Source organism: Campylobacter sp. 7477a, assembly GCF_014892335.1.
Classification (GTDB): Bacteria; Campylobacterota; Campylobacteria; order Campylobacterales; family Campylobacteraceae; genus Campylobacter_A; species Campylobacter_A californiensis.
In genome coordinates, this window is record NZ_JADBJH010000008.1 from 66,237 (window position 1) to 82,734 (window position 16,498).

At 38.1% G+C, this 16,498-nt stretch carries 20 protein-coding genes; 6 read left to right on the forward strand and 14 right to left on the reverse strand.

Going from position 1 to position 16,498, the window contains the following annotated elements; all coding sequences use genetic code 11:
* Positions 1–4: 4 nt before the first annotated feature.
* From CCAL5182_RS05260 to CCAL5182_RS05270, 3 genes are read left to right on the forward strand one after another with little or no spacing between them, the layout of a single operon-like run.
* A complete protein-coding gene (locus CCAL5182_RS05260) occupies positions 5–349 on the forward strand; it encodes a hypothetical protein (RefSeq protein ID WP_336610445.1) in 345 nt (114 codons plus the stop codon).
* Positions 349–810: a S6 family peptidase gene (locus CCAL5182_RS05265; protein ID WP_336610446.1), complete on the forward strand. Its 462-nt coding sequence runs from the start codon at positions 349–351 to the stop codon at positions 808–810. Before CCAL5182_RS05260 ends, CCAL5182_RS05265 begins: the two co-directional genes overlap by 1 nt.
* A gap of 2 nt (positions 811–812) precedes the next feature.
* A complete protein-coding gene (locus CCAL5182_RS05270; protein WP_336610447.1) occupies positions 813–1,199 on the forward strand; it encodes a hypothetical protein in 387 nt (128 codons plus the stop codon).
* 86 nt (positions 1,200–1,285) lie between these two features.
* Here the strand turns inward: CCAL5182_RS05270 and dnaK are convergent, their stop codons facing one another.
* From dnaK to CCAL5182_RS05285, 3 genes are all read right to left on the reverse strand, one after another.
* Positions 1,286–3,166, reverse strand: a complete 1,881-nt coding sequence (gene dnaK / locus CCAL5182_RS05275) for a molecular chaperone DnaK (RefSeq protein ID WP_169972159.1) — start codon at positions 3,164–3,166, stop codon at positions 1,286–1,288.
* 68 nt (positions 3,167–3,234) lie between these two features.
* Positions 3,235–3,750, reverse strand: coding sequence for a nucleotide exchange factor GrpE (gene grpE, locus CCAL5182_RS05280; protein ID WP_169972158.1), 516 nt, complete (start codon positions 3,748–3,750; stop codon positions 3,235–3,237).
* Positions 3,747–4,550, reverse strand: a complete 804-nt coding sequence (locus CCAL5182_RS05285) for an HrcA family transcriptional regulator (protein WP_336610448.1) — start codon at positions 4,548–4,550, stop codon at positions 3,747–3,749. Before CCAL5182_RS05285 ends, grpE begins: the two co-directional genes overlap by 4 nt.
* Before the next feature lie 308 nt (positions 4,551–4,858).
* Between CCAL5182_RS05285 and CCAL5182_RS05290 the strand changes: the two genes are divergently transcribed.
* Positions 4,859–5,110, forward strand: a complete 252-nt coding sequence (locus tag CCAL5182_RS05290) for a helix-turn-helix domain-containing protein (RefSeq protein ID WP_169936468.1) — start codon at positions 4,859–4,861, stop codon at positions 5,108–5,110.
* Entirely contained in the window at positions 5,107–5,283 is a 177-nt protein-coding gene (locus CCAL5182_RS05295) for a hypothetical protein (RefSeq protein WP_169936466.1), read from the forward strand. The genes CCAL5182_RS05290 and CCAL5182_RS05295 overlap by 4 nt, the downstream gene beginning before the upstream one ends.
* Positions 5,284–5,336: 53 nt before the next feature.
* On the opposite strand, the gene CCAL5182_RS05300 is transcribed toward CCAL5182_RS05295, so the two are convergent.
* From CCAL5182_RS05300 to CCAL5182_RS05330, 7 genes are read right to left on the reverse strand one after another with little or no spacing between them, the layout of a single operon-like run.
* On the reverse strand, positions 5,337–6,614 hold the full coding sequence (locus CCAL5182_RS05300) for a dihydroorotase (protein ID WP_169936464.1): 1,278 nt from the start codon (positions 6,612–6,614) through the stop codon (positions 5,337–5,339).
* Positions 6,615–6,616: 2 nt separating this feature from the next.
* The gene (locus CCAL5182_RS05305; protein WP_169936462.1) at positions 6,617–7,546 is read right to left on the reverse strand and encodes an aspartate carbamoyltransferase catalytic subunit; all 930 of its coding nucleotides are present in this window, start codon (positions 7,544–7,546) and stop codon (positions 6,617–6,619) included.
* 16 nt (positions 7,547–7,562) lie between these two features.
* Positions 7,563–7,964: a tetratricopeptide repeat protein gene (locus CCAL5182_RS05310; RefSeq protein WP_169972155.1), complete on the reverse strand. Its 402-nt coding sequence runs from the start codon at positions 7,962–7,964 to the stop codon at positions 7,563–7,565.
* A 19-nt stretch (positions 7,965–7,983) separates the two neighbouring features.
* A complete protein-coding gene (locus CCAL5182_RS05315; protein WP_169972154.1) occupies positions 7,984–8,214 on the reverse strand; it encodes a hypothetical protein in 231 nt (76 codons plus the stop codon).
* A complete protein-coding gene (locus CCAL5182_RS05320; protein WP_169972153.1) occupies positions 8,211–9,227 on the reverse strand; it encodes a DHH family phosphoesterase in 1,017 nt (338 codons plus the stop codon). The genes CCAL5182_RS05315 and CCAL5182_RS05320 overlap by 4 nt, the downstream gene beginning before the upstream one ends.
* Positions 9,228–9,237: 10 nt before the next feature.
* Positions 9,238–11,427 carry a flagellar biosynthesis protein FlhA gene (gene flhA, locus CCAL5182_RS05325; protein WP_336610449.1) on the reverse strand — a complete coding sequence of 730 codons (2,190 nt, stop codon included), beginning with the start codon at positions 11,425–11,427 and terminating at the stop codon, positions 9,238–9,240.
* Between the two features lie 2 nt (positions 11,428–11,429).
* Entirely contained in the window at positions 11,430–11,834 is a 405-nt protein-coding gene (locus CCAL5182_RS05330) for an RrF2 family transcriptional regulator (RefSeq protein ID WP_169936451.1), read from the reverse strand.
* Positions 11,835–12,021: 187 nt separating this feature from the next.
* Between CCAL5182_RS05330 and rpsO the strand changes: the two genes are divergently transcribed.
* Complete coding sequence (gene rpsO, locus CCAL5182_RS05335; protein WP_169936449.1) at positions 12,022–12,294, forward strand: 30S ribosomal protein S15; 273 nt, start codon at positions 12,022–12,024, stop codon at positions 12,292–12,294.
* A 33-nt stretch (positions 12,295–12,327) separates the two neighbouring features.
* Here rpsO and cmoA read toward each other — a convergent pair whose 3' ends face one another.
* From cmoA to ligA, 4 genes are read right to left on the reverse strand one after another with little or no spacing between them, the layout of a single operon-like run.
* Entirely contained in the window at positions 12,328–13,032 is a 705-nt protein-coding gene (gene cmoA / locus CCAL5182_RS05340; RefSeq protein ID WP_336610450.1) for a carboxy-S-adenosyl-L-methionine synthase CmoA, read from the reverse strand.
* Complete coding sequence (locus CCAL5182_RS05345; protein ID WP_169936443.1) at positions 13,029–13,892, reverse strand: bifunctional riboflavin kinase/FAD synthetase; 864 nt, start codon at positions 13,890–13,892, stop codon at positions 13,029–13,031. The genes cmoA and CCAL5182_RS05345 overlap by 4 nt, the downstream gene beginning before the upstream one ends.
* Complete coding sequence (gene tlyA / locus CCAL5182_RS05350; protein WP_336610451.1) at positions 13,858–14,565, reverse strand: 23S rRNA (cytidine-2'-O)-methyltransferase TlyA; 708 nt, start codon at positions 14,563–14,565, stop codon at positions 13,858–13,860. The genes CCAL5182_RS05345 and tlyA overlap by 35 nt, the downstream gene beginning before the upstream one ends.
* On the reverse strand, positions 14,555–16,498 hold the full coding sequence (ligA, locus tag CCAL5182_RS05355) for an NAD-dependent DNA ligase LigA (protein WP_336610452.1): 1,944 nt from the start codon (positions 16,496–16,498) through the stop codon (positions 14,555–14,557). Before ligA ends, tlyA begins: the two co-directional genes overlap by 11 nt.

The window sequence follows — 16,498 nt, forward strand, 5'->3', positions numbered from 1 at the left end:
TGCCATGCATGTTAGAAAAGACTTTAAAGAGGGGGAAAGCTATAATCCTCTAAAAGGCGCTTCAGACAAGACAAGTTTTGGTCAGACCGGATATGAGTTTTTAACCGGGAGCTTTAACACAAAAGATACAACTGCCGACTACGCAAGAGACACATTGTTTTTAAAAGCTTCAAAATATATAGTTGAAGGTGAAATTTCACCCGTTGACGTGCCTGGGCTAAAACTATCATCACAAATAACTAGCTCCACAAGTGTGGAAATGAGAAATAAAATAACTGATTATTTCAAAACAATGGACGATAACAACGATGATAAGCTAAATGTATATCAAGCCGGAAGTGGTTTTTAATGCTTAATGATTCGAGCAATTTAAGCGGAACAAGTGGCAACAAATCAAAAGGTGGCGGACTGCATACTATCTACACAGATATCAGGCTGATGGACTATCTTAAAGCCGGGATACACTCCGGTTCTGGTGTTATGTTGCATGAAGGTATAATAATAGGCTCGTCTTCTAATGATTTGTTTAAAAACAATATAACCACGGGAGATAGCAGAAGCGGTGTATTTTTATACGATAAAAATAAAAAACAATGGGTAATAATAGGCGTTGTATCAACGAGCAAGAATACCTACACAGGACTATCTCTTGTAAGTATGGTTGACTTTAACGACTATAAAAAGAAATACGAACACATACAAACAAACAGCATACTTTCTGACGCAGACTTAGTGCAAGATAAAGATAATATCATAAACAAATCAACCATGATAACTATAGACAACGCATATGACATGGGACATGTGTAGTCTTGATAGAAGTAGGACATAACGGCGTAAATGCTTTTGCGTCAAAGCACTACAAGCAAGACAGGATCAAAAACACTAACATCGCTTTAGGACTAGGCGCCGAATATACCATAGTAAGCGACAACCAGGACCACACTCTCCAGGCGATACTTAAGAAAAATGTCCATCAAACAAACAATAGTGTGAAGGTAAATTTAAGCAATGCGAACTCGTATCTTGAGTATGACATAAAAGACAAGCCTCTCTCTTATGAGGTAAATTATATAGGTGAGACTAGACTAAATGATAAATTTGTATTTCGATACGCAGTGGGAGGCACCGCTAACGCCAAAGGAAGCTACGGCACAAAAGCCAGTGTGAAGCTGGAGTATAAATTTTATACACATTAGTCGTGAGTAAAATATACGGTTTATTAAAAATTATGTAGATAAAATTAATGAGATTTAGCCCCACTTTGGGGGCTAAATTTTGTAGATTACTCGACTTCGGCGTCTATAATGTCGTCGTCTTTTTTCTTATTTGCTCCGCCTTGCTCAGCGTTTGCGTCACCATCTTTTTTATACATAGCTTCGGCTAGTTTGTGACTTGCTTGACTTAGATTTTTTACCTTAGCATCGATTTGCTCTTTGCTTGAGTTTTCATCTTTTAGCACCTCTTTTAGCTCGTTTAGTGCAGCCTCTATGTTTGCTCTATCTTCGGCAGGCACTTTTTCGCCTAGCTCATCCATTGATTTTTGTGTTTGGTGAACAAGTGCGTCAGCTTGGTTTCTAGCCTCAACTGCCTCTTTTTTCTTAGCGTCTTCTTCTTTGTGAAGCTCGGCTTCTTTTACCATTTTGTTTATCTCATCATCACTTAGACCGCTTGAGCCAGAGATTGTGATATTTTGAGCTTTGCCAGTTGCTTTATCTTTTGCAGATACCGTCAATATGCCGTTTGCGTCGATGTCAAACTCAACTTCGATTTGAGGCACACCGCGTGGTGCTGATGGGATACCCTCAAGGTTAAATTGACCAAGAGATTTATTGTCCCTTGCAAACTCGCGCTCGCCTTGGATAACATGTATCGTAACTGCACTTTGGTTATCCTCAGCAGTTGAGAAAGTTTGGTTTTTCTTAACTGGTATGGTTGTGCCTTTTTCGATGATTTTAGTCATCACACCACCAAGTGTTTCGATACCAAGTGAAAGCGGAGTAACGTCAAGAAGTAGCACGTCTTTTACATCGCCCTTGATAACCGCACCTTGTATCGCAGCACCGATAGCTACGACTTCATCAGGGTTCACGCTCTTATTTAGCTCTTTGCCAAACGCCTTTTTGACTTCCTCACCTACAAGTGGCACACGAGTAGAGCCACCGACCATTACGATCTCTTTTACCTCTGACTTGCTAAGACCCGCGTCTTTTACGACTTCGTTTATCTTATCTATCGTCTGAGCTACTAGTTTTTCTATCATACCTTCAAATTTTGCTCTTGTTAGAGTTTTTACAAGGTGTTTTGGACCAGTCGCATCAGCTGTGATAAACGGCAGGTTTATGTTGCTCTCTTGTGCTGAGCTTAGCTCTTTTTTAGCGTTTTCAGCAGCCTCTTTTAGACGCTGTGATGCCATTACATCGCTTTTTAGGTCGATACCGGTTTCACTTTTAAACTCACTAGCTAGCCAGTCGATAACAAGGTTATCAAAGTCATCACCACCAAGGAATGCATTACCACCGGTTGCTAAAACTTCGACCACATTATCGCCTGTTTCAAGCACCGTAACGTCAAATGTACCACCACCTAGGTCGTAAACTAAAATTTTCTCAGCCTCTTTTTTATCAAGACCATACGCAAGTGCCGCAGCAGTCGGTTCGTTGATGATACGAAGCACATTAAGCCCTGCTATAGTTCCAGCCTCTTTTGTAGCCTTTCTTTGGCTATCGTTAAAGTACGCAGGCACGGTGATAACCGCATCAACTACTTTTTCACCAAGATATGCTTCAGCGTCCTCTTTTAGCTTCATAAGCACTTTAGCCGAAATTTCTTGCGGAGTATAAACCTTGCCTGAAATTTCTATAGCGCACGCACCGTTTCTATCCACTACGTGATACGGAAGTCTCTCTTTTGCCTCACGTGCCGCATCTTCGTTGCTCATAAGACCCATTATTCTTTTGATAGAGTATATCGTTTTTTCTGGGTTTGTTACTGCTTGACGTTTTGCAACGTCTCCTACTAGCACGTCGCCCTTGTCAGTGAATGCCACAACTGAAGGAGTCGTGTTTTTACCCTCTTTGTTTGGGATAACCTTGCTTTCGCCACGCTCATACACACTAACGCATGAGTTTGTTGTTCCTAGGTCGATACCTATTACTTTTGCCATTTTCTTTCCTTTATTTTGATTTTATTTTTAAAATTTATATGCGTTTTCACGCCGTTTTAAACTAAAATTTAATTTGCAATACTTACCATCGCAGGGCGTAAAACTCTACCATTTATTAAGTAGCCCTTTTGCATGACTTGCACGATCTTGCCACTCTCTACGGTGTCGCTATCTACTCTCATGATGGCGTTATGAACATTTGGATCAAATTCGCCATCGGTGCTAACTGCCGTTACACCATGCTTCTCAAGGGCTTTTTTAAATTCATTTATAGAAAGTTCTATGCCCTCTTTTATCTTTGAAGAAAATTCATCTTCCGGTGTAAAATTTGAGCCTATCTCAAGCGCATCTATCACAGGAAGCAGATCCCTCGCAAATTTCTCGTTTGAGTAGCTTGCGATATCAGCCTTCTCTTTTTCCACACGCTTTCTTAAATTCTCAAAATCCGCATTTGCCCTATAGTACTTATCTGTTAATTCTCCAAGCTGTTTTTCTAAGTCTAAAATTTTAGCACTCTCTTGGTTTATTGCTTCAAGCTCTATATTCTCATCAGCAACTTGCTCGGTTTTTATATCCTCACTCACGCTACCTCCTTTATTTGATTTAAAAATTTAACATAATCAATATATACGCTACCTGCGCATATCATAGTTGAAGGCTTATCTTGGTAATTAACATTGATCTTTAAGCCCATAAAGTCCTCCGTAAAAATCGGTGCAAAACTTAAACCTTGCTGCATTTTTGTAGCAAAACTTGGCTCAAGTATCATCTTAAAACGCTCATCATCAAACATTTTAAAGGCTAAAATTTCATTTTCTTGAAAGTAAATTTTCGTCCTTTTTAGCTCTCTTATCTTACCTTTAAGCTCACTTAGACCAACTTGAGAGCAGACAAGTTCAAGCTTGTCTAAGTCTATACCGATTAGGTTTTTTAAAAATTTCTCAACGCGAATATCATATTTTAAAACAAGTTCGTCATTGGTAAAATTTAAGAGTAAAAATTTATTATTTACATTTAAAATTTCGTCAAGCTCTTGTTTAAAATCCCCAAAAACCATACAGTAAAGCTCAAATTTATCACAAAGCGATTTAAGCATAAATTCGTTTTTTATGTAGAGCAAAACCTTATCAAAGTTAATCTCTCCAAAAACATCATTCCAATAATCAGTCATCGCTCTTACGGTAGGAATTCTGCCACTACTAATGTGAAGCTGCGTGATAGCACCCTCGTCCGATAACTTTTTAAAATAGACCCTTATCGTAGAGGCCGGCATCGCAACATTCATGATAGAGCCAAGCTCACTTGAACCTATGGGAGAGTTGTTGTTTAGATAAGCTTTAATGATAGAATTTAGTATCAAATCTCTTTTATTTACTCTGTTCATCTTCTTTTTCTGCTTATTATTAGCACTCTTTATTTTTGATTGCTAAGTGAATTATACAATATTGAGTATACTAATGTCAAGTAATAAAATTAAATTTTTTTATTTATTTATATTTAGTCTATATAACTAAAGAATATTATGTAAAATAATTTAGTTTTAAATTTTATTTTACATTTTTATACATTTTACCGTATAATTTATATGTTATAATTATTTATTTATCTTATAAACTTCATTAAATATAATTATATTTGCTATTTATATTAAATTTAATACATGTTTAATTATAAAAAATGTATAATTTGCGGATGATTGAAACAAGCGACATTTTCAACCTGCTTCATAACGCAGTTGAATCAAAAAATATCGGTAAAAAAATTTCTCAAGCGCAAATGGCAAAGCACCTAGGTGTTTCGATGAGGACATATCAAGACTGGAGGCTTGGCAACTCAAAGCCACAAGCCGCACTTGCTATATGCCAGTTGCTTTGTGAGCTTGACGAAGATGATATTTTGTTTGTAATAAAAAAGATGAAAAAATTAATAGGAGATAGTAAATGAACGGACTTACTCAAAAAGAGCGTATGGAGCTTGAAAGTGTTTTTTCTGCGATATGCACAAAAAAAGAGGGTAAATTTATACGTTTTTATAGAGAATTTTATTCACTTACTTTTAACAAAATAACACAAATAAAGCTTAAAGTAAAGAATGTAAGGATGTTGAAGAAGTTTTAAAAAGAATTTTAGACGTAAAATTTTGCGTTGTTTTACGCCTAAAATTTTAAAATTTATTCGCCGAATTTATAAACTATCTTGCCACTTTTGATAGTAACAACCGCGGCTCCCTTTAAATTTTTACCAAAAAGAGGTGAATTTATAGACTTAGAGCGATTTATCTTTTCGTCATAGATATACTCAATATCAGGATCTATCACAGCGATATCGGCTAGCATTCCTTCGGCTATGCGACCTTTGTCCTTTAAATTTAACATCTTCGCGGCATTTGCAGAAGTAAGCTCAACCATCCTTTCAAGACTTATCACGCCCTCTTTTACTAGCTTTAAGGTAAGTGGAACAAGAGTTTGAAGACCGATGATACCAAACGGGGCACGATCAAATTCTACTATCTTTTCATCATTATGATGAGGAGCGTGATCTGTGGCAATCACATCTACAAGTCCACTTTTTAAAGCCTCTCTGATAGCTTTTATATCGCTTATTTCACGAAGTGGAGGAGACATTTTAAAATTTGCGTCATAGGCATTTTGTAAAATATCATCATCGCTAAAACTAAAGTGATGAGGAGTGACTTCGCAAGTAATATTTATGCCTTCTTTACGTCCCATTTCGATGATCTTTAGAGAATACTCCGAGCTTACATGCGCAATATGAATGTGCGCATTTGTTAATTTTGCAAGCAACATATCTCTGCTAACGGCTATCTCCTCTTTTTCTCTTGCCATACCTTTTAGTCCTAGTATCGCAGAAACTTTGCCCTCATGCATAACACCCTGACGACAAAACGAGCAGTCTTCAGAGTGACTTATGCAAAAGCTACCAAACATCTTTGAATATTCAAGTGCAGCTCTCATGACGCTTGAGCTGCTAACAGGCAAGCCGTCATCACTAAAAGCCACCGCACCGGCTTCGATAAGATCGCCCATCTCAACAAGCTCCTTACCGCCAAGACCTTTGCTAATGGCAGCTATTGGCATAAGGTCTATAAGTCCGCACTCTCGCGCTTTTCGTATCATCTCTCGCGTAATGGAAGCGTTGTCGTTTACCGGGTTTGTATTTGCCATGCAAAGACAAGTAGTAACTCCGCCAGCAACTGCCGCTTGTGAGCCTGATATGATATCATCTTTATACTCATACCCTGGATCTCTAAAGTGAACGTGCATATCAATTAGACCAGGCATTATAAATTTACCGCTAGCATCTATCTTAACATCGGCTTCTATCTCATCGCTTGTTATCTTTACGATCCTATCGCCTTCAATAAGGACGTTGGCTTTAAATTTTTCATTATTATTAACTATGGTTCCGTTTTGGATAGCTATTTTCATATTTATCCCCTATTTTTGATTAAGGTATTTAGTATAGCCATACGCATAGCTACACCACTTTCAACTTGATTTAAGATGACAGAGTGCTCGCCATCGGCAACATCCGAATTTAGCTCCACACCGCGGTTAATAGGTCCGGGGTGCAAGACGATAGCATTTTTATTTGCCAAAGCTATGCGTTTTTTATTTAGACCAAAAAATTTAGAATACTCTCTTGAGCTAGGAAAAGACACGTCACCGTCGCCTCGTTCGAGTTGGATCCTAAGCATTATGATAACATCACTTCCCTCACACGCCTCTTCCATATTTTTACAAATATGAGCGTTAAAAACCTCTGCATTTTTTGGCATCATCATAGTTGGAGCAAAAATTTTTACATTCATACCAAGGGTGTTCATAGCCCAAGCATCAGAGCGAGCAACCCTGCTTCTAGCGATGTCACCTACTATCGCTACAGTAGTATTACTATCAAGGCTTTTGCCAAATTCCCTTAATGTAAAAAGGTCAAGCAGTGCTTGAGACGGATGTTCGTTCATACCGTCTCCCGCATTGACTATGGAAGCATCAGTGTGCTTGCTTGCAAGTTTTGCAGCACCTGAGCTTGGATGGCGAAGCACGATGATATCACTCTTCATCGCTGCCATATTGTTCATCGTGTCAATTAGCGTTTCGCCCTTATTTACGCTTGAGTTTGAGGAACTGAAATTTATAGTATCGGCTCCAAGTCTTTTGGCTGCTATTTCAAAGCTAGTACGCGTCCTGGTAGAATTCTCATAAAAAGCATTTATAGTAGTTTTACCACGTAGATAATCAATCTTTTTGATATCTTGTAAATTTAAATTTTTAAATTCCTTAGCAGCATCTAAAAAATATAAAATCTCATCAGTGCTAAGGTCTATCGTGCCGAGTAAATCCTTGCGTTTATAGCTCATTTTATCCCCTTTTGGATTATTTTTGCTCGCCAGCCCACATACAAGCAGGCTCGTATCCGCCCTCGCATGCCTTTTTAAACAATGCACGCGTTCTAGCCTCGTCTTTTATTTTATCTTTTGTTAATCCATAAGCTTGCATTTCAGCTAGTTTTGCGCACGCCATAGGCTCGTTTTCATCGCACATTTTAGTAAAAATTCTCTCAGCCTGCTCGTTATCTTTTTTAACACCATCTCCGTTAAAAAGCATAATAGCATTCATCGTGCAAGCTTTTTTTACACCCTCTCCGCACGCTCTATTATAAGCAGTATAAGCCTGCGCAAATTTACCGTCTTTATAAAGCTCTACAGCCTCATCAAAATTTGTGTTTGCACCAAAAGCAAGTGCACCTAAAGCTAAGAAAGTTAGTAATTTTTTCATGTTTTTCCTTTATTAAATTTTATTTTTCAAATAGTTTTGGATGTTTTTTCTTCATAAACTCGACTATCGCTATAACCTCGTCAACACCTTGTGCATCTGAATTTTCAAGCGCATCGTCTATACACTCCACATAAACTCCCGCAGCCTCTTCAAGCTTTGACTTTTTAACTCCAGCATAGTGAAGCAATCCTTCTAAAACTACACTAAGCTCGTAACTTAGCTCCTCAACGCTCACGTCTTCTTCTCTCATAATGTCTCCTGTGTTTTTTTATTTATCAACTCTACGACTTGTGTTTTTATCGCTTCATAGCTAAAACCGTCTTTGAAATTTGCAAACATTCCGCCACTTGCGTTTACATGTCCGCCTCCTCCTACTAGATGTTTTGCCATCGCACTTACATCGACTTTTCCATTTGCTCTAAAGCTCATTGTTTTTTTATTTGTGATGTCTATGAAAAAGTCAAATTCAGGATTTGCCACTAAAAAATCATTGCCTATAACGGAAGTATTTCCTATATTATATGTCAAAATTCCTCTAAATTCATTATAATTTATGCTAAATTTTTCTTTGTTTTCACTAAGTAAATTTACGACATAGTTTGATATGAGATTACTTAATGTATCGTCTTTATTAAATTTAAAAAACTCTTTTTTTATGGCATGTATTTGCATATCAAGCCCGATATAGTCGTTCTTTTCATTAAAAAATTCCGCGGCATGTTTTAAGAGATGAAACTGATAAAGCGTATTTTCACGCTCAAACATTATCTTGTTTATCTCTTTTGCGTTTGCAACAAGGCCCAAACACACCTTTCCCATTTCGAAATTTTTATCATCTTTTAGCCAAATATCAACAGCATTTACAATGTCGCTAAATTTTTTAAGCTCTTCGTTTTCTTTAAACATTGCAGCAAAAAAGTCATGAGTGATCTTTGTGGCACATCTTGAACTGTCTAAGAAATACCACTCAAAAGCGCTTGCGCACTCGGCTCCACTTTGATGATGATCGAGTAAGAAAATTTTAGCATTTTTACCCTCTAGCTTTTGAGAAAAGTCCGCGCATTGAGCCATCGTTAAATTTAAATCCGTGATTAAAACAATACTTTTTTCATCATCAAGATCAGATACGATTTGGTTAAATTTCTCATCGATCTCTCGTCCGTAATTTGAGTTGCTAAATTTTACGTTATTAAAATAAAAATTCGTAATAACCTGCGCACCGTATCCGTCAAGATCGGTATGCGACAAATGATAAATTTTCATTATTTTCCTTTTATAAATTTTCTATTTCTATCACGCCGATTGTTTCAAAAGGCGTATTTGCGGAAATTTCCGCAAAGCTAAGCACAACTATATCGATGCCAAAATTTGAGCAGATATTGGCTATAAATTTACGTAAACTAGGTTCAACGCAAATTATCATAGGTCCATGATGGCTTATAGGTCGTTTTTCTCGCTCTCTTCTTAAGGCTTGGACAATAGATGAAGTCTGGGCGACATTTATCATGAGGTGATAAGCGCCGTCTTTGTACTGAACTGCGTCCATTAACTTTTGTTGGTTGCCGGCATCAAGGATATAAAAGCTAAGCTGGCCTTTTTCATCGACATAAAGCGAAGTTATTGCACGAGCAAGCGCAGCACGGACATGTTCGATTATCATGTCTAAATTTTTAGTAACCTCGGCTATATCACCGATGGCTTCAAGTATACTAAGTAGATCTTTAATGGGTATCGCATCTTTAAGCAGGGCTTTAAGCACCTTTTGTATAAGGCTTATCGGAGCTATACGCAATGTATCTTCAACAACCACAGGATAGTCTGTTTTTAGTTTATCAAGTAAATTTTGCGTCTCTTGACGCGTTAAAAGTTCGGCTGAGTTTTGTTTGATAAGTTCACTCATATGAGTGCTTATCACGCTTGCGGGATCAACTATCGTATATCCGCTAAGTATGGCGTCTTCTTTTGTGTTTGCGTCTATCCATAAGGCATCAAGTCCAAATGCCGGCTCTTTTGTGGGAATTCCCTCTATATCCTCACTCACAAGTCCGCTATCCATAGCCAGAAATTTATCCGCATAAATTTCACCCTGACCTATCACGACACCTTTTAGCTTAAACCTATACTCATTTGGAGGAAGTTGCAAATTATCCCTGATACGAATTTTGGGCATCAAAAAGCCAAATTGAGAAGCGATATTTCGGCGCATGGCACGAATTCTCTCTATAAGATCGGAATCGGCTAGTTTTAACAAGCCATAACCAAGATCTAGTTCTAAAATTTCAAGTTTTAAGATATCGTTTATCTTGGTCTCTTCATCTCTTGCTATCTCTTCATCGCTTTTTTTAGCCGGTTTTGCGGCACTTGCACCATGAGCGATTTGACCTGCTGTGCCGCCTTGTGCACCCTGGGCGGACTTAGCTTTGGCAGATCCTGCAGCAGGGATCATTATGTGTCCGTCTTTGGTTTGTTTTATAATATATCCAAGACCCAAAAATAGCACCGCTATAAAACCCAAAGAAAGTGTTGGAAGTCCTGGAACTAGGGCAAACATAAAAAGTATAAAGCCAACGATTAATAATGTTTTATAATCGCCCAAGAGCTGGTTTATCGAGCCTTCGGCAAAGTTATCACTCTCCTTACTTGCACGTGTTATGATAATGGCTGTTGCAGTAGAGCTGATAAGCCCCGGAATTTGGCTAACCAAACCATCTCCGATAGTTAATATCGTATAGTACTGCGCCGATGTTGCCATATCAAGATCATGCTGAAAAGCGCCTATGGCAAAGCCGCCTATGATGTTTATAATCGTGATGATGATCCCAGCTACGGCATCGCCTTTTATAAATTTAGACGAACCATCCATTGCGCCGTAAAAATTTGCCTCCGCAATAACAGCTTCACGTCTTTCTCTTGCGGTTTTTTCATCGATCAAACCGGCGTTTAAGTCGGCGTCTATCGCCATTTGTTTTCCGGGCATCGAGTCAAGCGTAAAACGAGCTTGAACCTCTGAAACACGAGTTGAGCCTTTTGTTACGACCATGAAATTTATAAGCACCAAGATACAAAAAACTATAACGCCTATAACATAATTTCCACCGACGACAAACTGCCCAAAACTTGATATGATCTCACTTACCGCCTCTGGTCCATTGTGTCCTTCGCTAAGTATCATACGAGTTGTAGCGATATTTAGCGAAAGACGAAAGAGCGTGATAATAAGTATAAGCGTCGGAAATGTCGTAAGATCAGTTGGCTTTGGCACATAGATGGATATTAAAATGATCAAAACCGAAATTGAGATCGAAAGCGCAAGGAAAAAATCAAGAACTCCAGCAGGAAGCGGAACGATAATAATGGCCAAAATCGCCACGATTACGCCAACGATACTTAGACTTTTAAAACGTAAAATAGGGGCTAAAAATGGCGCAACTAGAGTTAAGATGGTGTTTTTTTGCTTTGCCAAGATTACTTCTTGATAATATCGCTTAGTTTTATATCATCAAGCATCTCATCAACTTTGCTTTGAAGAGTGCTAAACATAGACCAAATTTGACACGTTGAAGCCCTTTGCGAAGAACAGCCTTCGGCTGAGCCGGAGCACTCAAATACGCTCATGGGACGCTTTTCTGCGCATTCTATTACTTTTTTAACACTAACAGTAGTTGGATCACACTCAAGTGTGAAACCGCCGTTTGCGCCTTTGTAGGATTTTAAAATTTTTTCTTTTGCTAAATTTTGTAAAATTTTGGCTAAAAAACTTTTTGAAATTTGTAATTCGTTTGATATCGTATCAACATCTACCGGAGATGATTTTTGAGATATTAGTATAAGCGATAGCAGTGCGTATTCACTAGCTTTTGTAAAAAGCACATTTTCTCCTTCGAAAGTATAATCAGCTAGATATTTTATAAAAAATTTGCTAGATTTTTACTTAACCATAAGCGTCAAATATGCGTCAAAACTATTTTATTTTAATTAAAAACATCACTTTATCTATTTTTATGTTTTTTATGATATAATCGCCGTCTAATTTTAAATCACCAATCAGGAGGTCATCATGGCTTTGGATTCGGCTAAAAAAGCGGAAATAGTTGCGAAATTCGCCAGAAAAGAGGGAGATACAGGTTCTCCGGAAGTTCAAATAGCACTTCTTTCAACTCGTATTGCAGAACTTACAGAACACCTTAAGGTTTTCAAAAAAGACTTCTCTTCACGTCTAGGTCTTTTAAAACTAGTCGGTCAAAGAAAAAGACTTTTAAAATATCTTAAAAACAAAAACTACGCTACTTATTCTAAGTTAATCGTAGAATTAGGCATAAGAGATAAATAACAAAAATTTCTAAGAGAGTTTCTCTCTTAGATCTTATTTAAACGCTACAAAACTAACAAAATTCCCCCACTTAAACACACTTTCGATACGCTTAAATCCTGCATTTAAAACCATTTGGCGATTTTCATCTTCGGTATACGGGATAAGAACATTTTCTAAAGCTTCACGTTTTTGCGCTATCTCGTAACGAGAATACCCCTGCCCTGCTTTATAGTTTTCATAAATTTCTATTATATTTTTTGCAAATTTCTTATCTTCGTAAATTATCTTTTCGCTAAAAACAAAAATTCCGTTCTCATTTAAACCATCATAAATTTTAGATATAAACTCGGCTCGTTTTATAGGGCGGATAAATTGTAATGTATAATTTAATATCACCGCATCAAAGCCTGAAATTTCACACTTTAAAATATCATCTGTTTTAAAATTTATCCTTGCGCCAAAAGCCTTAGCTTTTTTTTGAGCATTTTCAAGCATGGCTTGTGAGTTATCTACTCCATAAAGCAAAAGATCTTGCCTAAAGGCAAAAAGAGCTAAAAGCAAAGTTGCGGTCGAACAACCAAGATCGATAACTTTGGCATTTTGCGGTAAAGCTTTGGCCAAAATTTCACTTATCAGCTTAACGCTAACATCATAAAACGGCACGCTGCGCCCTATCATATCATCAAAAACACTAGCAACCGAAGCATCAAATTCAAACTGTTTTTTTATCGGTTCTTTAAAAATTTCATCTCTCATTTTTGACTCATTAAAAATAATTCACAAACTCCGCTAAACTGTTTTGCTTGCTCTATGTCTTTTTTTATCTGCTCTTTGAGCTCGGCGAGGCTGTTAAATTTTTTATTTTCACGAAGCGCCTTAACAAAACAAACCGCGATACGCTCCGCACTTGGATGAACCTCCTCGCCGATGATGTGAGTTTCAACGCTAAAAGCGCCATCTGTGCTAACGCGGTTGCCCACAAACGTAACAGAGCCGTAAGTCTTATAGCCTATCCTAGTTCTTGTGGCATAAACTCCCGCCTTTGGCAGCAAGTAGCTCTGGATACGTAAATTTAGTGTAGGAACAAGCTCTTTTGCTCCGATGCCTTGCCCTTTTACGACATCACCCTCTATCGAATACTCGCGTCCTAAAAGTGCATTTGCATGGGCTATCTTGCCATCTTTGATGTATTCACGTATGGTAGAGCTATGCACACCCATTTCGTTAAAACAATACTCATCAACAACATCAACCTCTCCATCAAAAATACGCATCAAATCGCGCTTGTCCCAAGCTCTATTTCTTCCAAACCTAAAATCAAATCCGACGACTATCTTTTTTAAATTTTTAAAATCGCGCTTTAAAAGAGCGATAAACTCTTCGCCGCTAAGTCCTTTAATGCTTTCAAAATCATACAAAAAACACGGATAGCTTGAGTATTCAGCGCGTTTTAACTTTGGCGTGATATTAGCTTTATTTTTATCGATTATAACAAGTCCGCCGTATTGACCAAGCCTTTTTAAAAGCTGTTTATGACCGCGATGAATACCGTCAAAATGCCCTATCGCAACCGCTGTTATGTTATCTTTTGTTAAAAGTGTAGAAAAATTCGGCATTTCCTTCCTTTCCTTTTATCTCGCACTCCATTGTATCAAGAAGCGTCCAACCAAACTTTGCGCACGCGAGTTCAAATTTTTTCATCGCAAGTAAGACTGCATTTTTATCGGTTACAACGCCTTTTTTGTTGCGTTTTACATCTTTTCCTACTTCAAATTGAGGTTTAAAAAGTATGATGATCATCGCGTTTCTATCGGCGTTTTTATCAATAGCCTCTAAAATTTCAACCACAGATATAAAGCTAACGTCACAGGTAATAAGCTCGAATTTATCACTGCTTTTAAAGAGACGAACATCTGTATTTTCATAAATTTTAACGCGCTCGTCTTTGCGCAAGCAAGTATCCAACTGGTCACTTCCAACATCAACACCAGTGACGCTTTTTACGCCATTAGCCAGCAAGATCTGCATAAACCCGCCTGTGCTAGAACCTATATCAAGGGCATTTTTGCCATAAATTTCAATTTTTTTGCTTTTTAGGTAGCTTTTTAGTTTTAATGCCCCTCGCCCAACGTAAATTTCATCAAGAAGCCCCACTTTTCCGCCTTGCACGTCAAGGCTAACCTTATCGCAAATTTCATCATTTAGTGCGATCTTGCCGTTTTTTATAAGCTCGCTTGCCTTGTTTCGGCTGATATTTAACTCTTGCGCGACGTATAAATCAAATCTCATTTTTCATGCTTTCATATCGCTCTTCATCGATCACGCTTACACCAAGCTCAAGTGCTTTATCAAGCTTGCTACCTGCTTCGCTACCTGCTAAAACAAAGTCTGTTTTTTTAGAAACCGAGCCGGCAACCTTGGCTCCGTAACTTTCTAGTTCGCTTTTAAACTCATCGCGTGAGCGACTCAAAGTACCCGTTATAACAAAGGTTTTGCCGCTAAAGGCGTTTGTTTTTATCTCTAGTTTTAAAGCTACGGGCTTAACGATCCCCGCTAGCTCTTTGATACTTTGGTAATTTACTTCGATAAATTCGATCAAGCTTTTAGCCATTTGCTCGCCAAAACCCTCTAAATTTTTAACCTCATCATAGCTTGCCTCAAGCCATCTATCTCCAAAAATCTGCTCTATCTTTTTAGCCGCAACCTCGCCGATATGCTCACATCCAAGCCCTGATATAAATCTTGCAAGGCTGGCGTTTTTGCTATCTTCTATAGCTTTTAGCAAATTGTTAATCTTTTTATCTTTAAAGCCTTCAAGTCCTATCAAGTCATCAAATTTTATCGAGTAGATGTCTATAACCTTTGAGATGATGTCCTTTTCATAAAGCAAATTTATGATAGCATCGCCAAGCCCGTCTATGTTTAGACATTTTTTAGAGGCATAATGAATGATTGAGTTTATTACTCTAGCCTTACAGTCTAAATTTTGACACTTTATAAAAACACCCTCATCAAGTAGATGTGAACCGCACTCAGGACAAATTTGAGGACGCATTATCGGTGTTTGCGTTCCATCTCTTCTTTCTTTGAATACTCCCGTTATCTTTGGTATGACATCGCCTGAGCGTATCACGCTTATCATGTCACCTCTCATAACCCCAAGGCGCTCTATCTCGTCAAAGTTATGAAGTGTTGCCGACTTTACGCGAGCGCCGTCTATAACAACCTCTTCAAGCACTCCAACCGGAGTTACGACACCGCTTCTTCCTACTTGAAGGGCAACATCAAGCAAACGCGTAGTTTTTTCTATGGCAGGAAATTTATAAGCTACCATGAATTTTGGAAATTTAACCGTATAACCAAGCTCCTCGCAACGCTGCAAATCATCAACCCTTACAACCATGCCATCCATCATGATGCTTTTTTCATCGCGCTTTGCCAAAAGCTCCTTGTAAGCATCATCAAGCATATCGGTGGTTAAAATTTTAAAAAATTCATCCTGCTCAAAGCCCAAATTTCTAACAAAATTCATAATCTCGCTATGGCGCGTAAAATTTAAGCTATTTTCACCAACCCCCCACGGGATAAATAAAAGTTTACGCTTTGCCGTTACAGCACTATCAAGCTGCCTTAAACTACCTGCAGCTGCATTTCTGGGATTTGAAAGTGGCATTTCGCCATCCTTTGCCCTTTGCTCATTTATCATATCAAAGTCATCTTTTTTTATAACGACCTCGCCTCTAATTTCTATTCGTTTATCGTAATCTATCCTCAAAGGAACGGACTTTATCGTTTTGGCGTTATTTGTCACATCTTCTCCGACCACGCCGTCCCCCCTTGTGATGGCTCTAACCAAAACTCCGTCTTCATAGAGTAAATTTAAGCTAGCTCCGTCAAATTTAGGCTCAACAACAAAGCTTAAATTTTCTTTTTCGCCGCGTTTTATCCATGCCATAAGTTCTGCATGGGTAAAGATGTCTTCCATGCTCCACATGCGTTTTATATGAGAGGCTTTGCTAAAACCCTCACTCACTCCTCCTCCAACACGAGTAGTAGGAGAAAATATCGAAATATCTTTTGGACTTAACCTTTCATACTCTAAAATTTCATGATACAGCCTATCATACTCTTCGTCGCTAGCAATCGGCTCATCAAGCTCGTAATACGCCTTTGCCCAAGAATTTAACGTCTCAACGGCATTTTCATACTCTGTTTTTGTCAT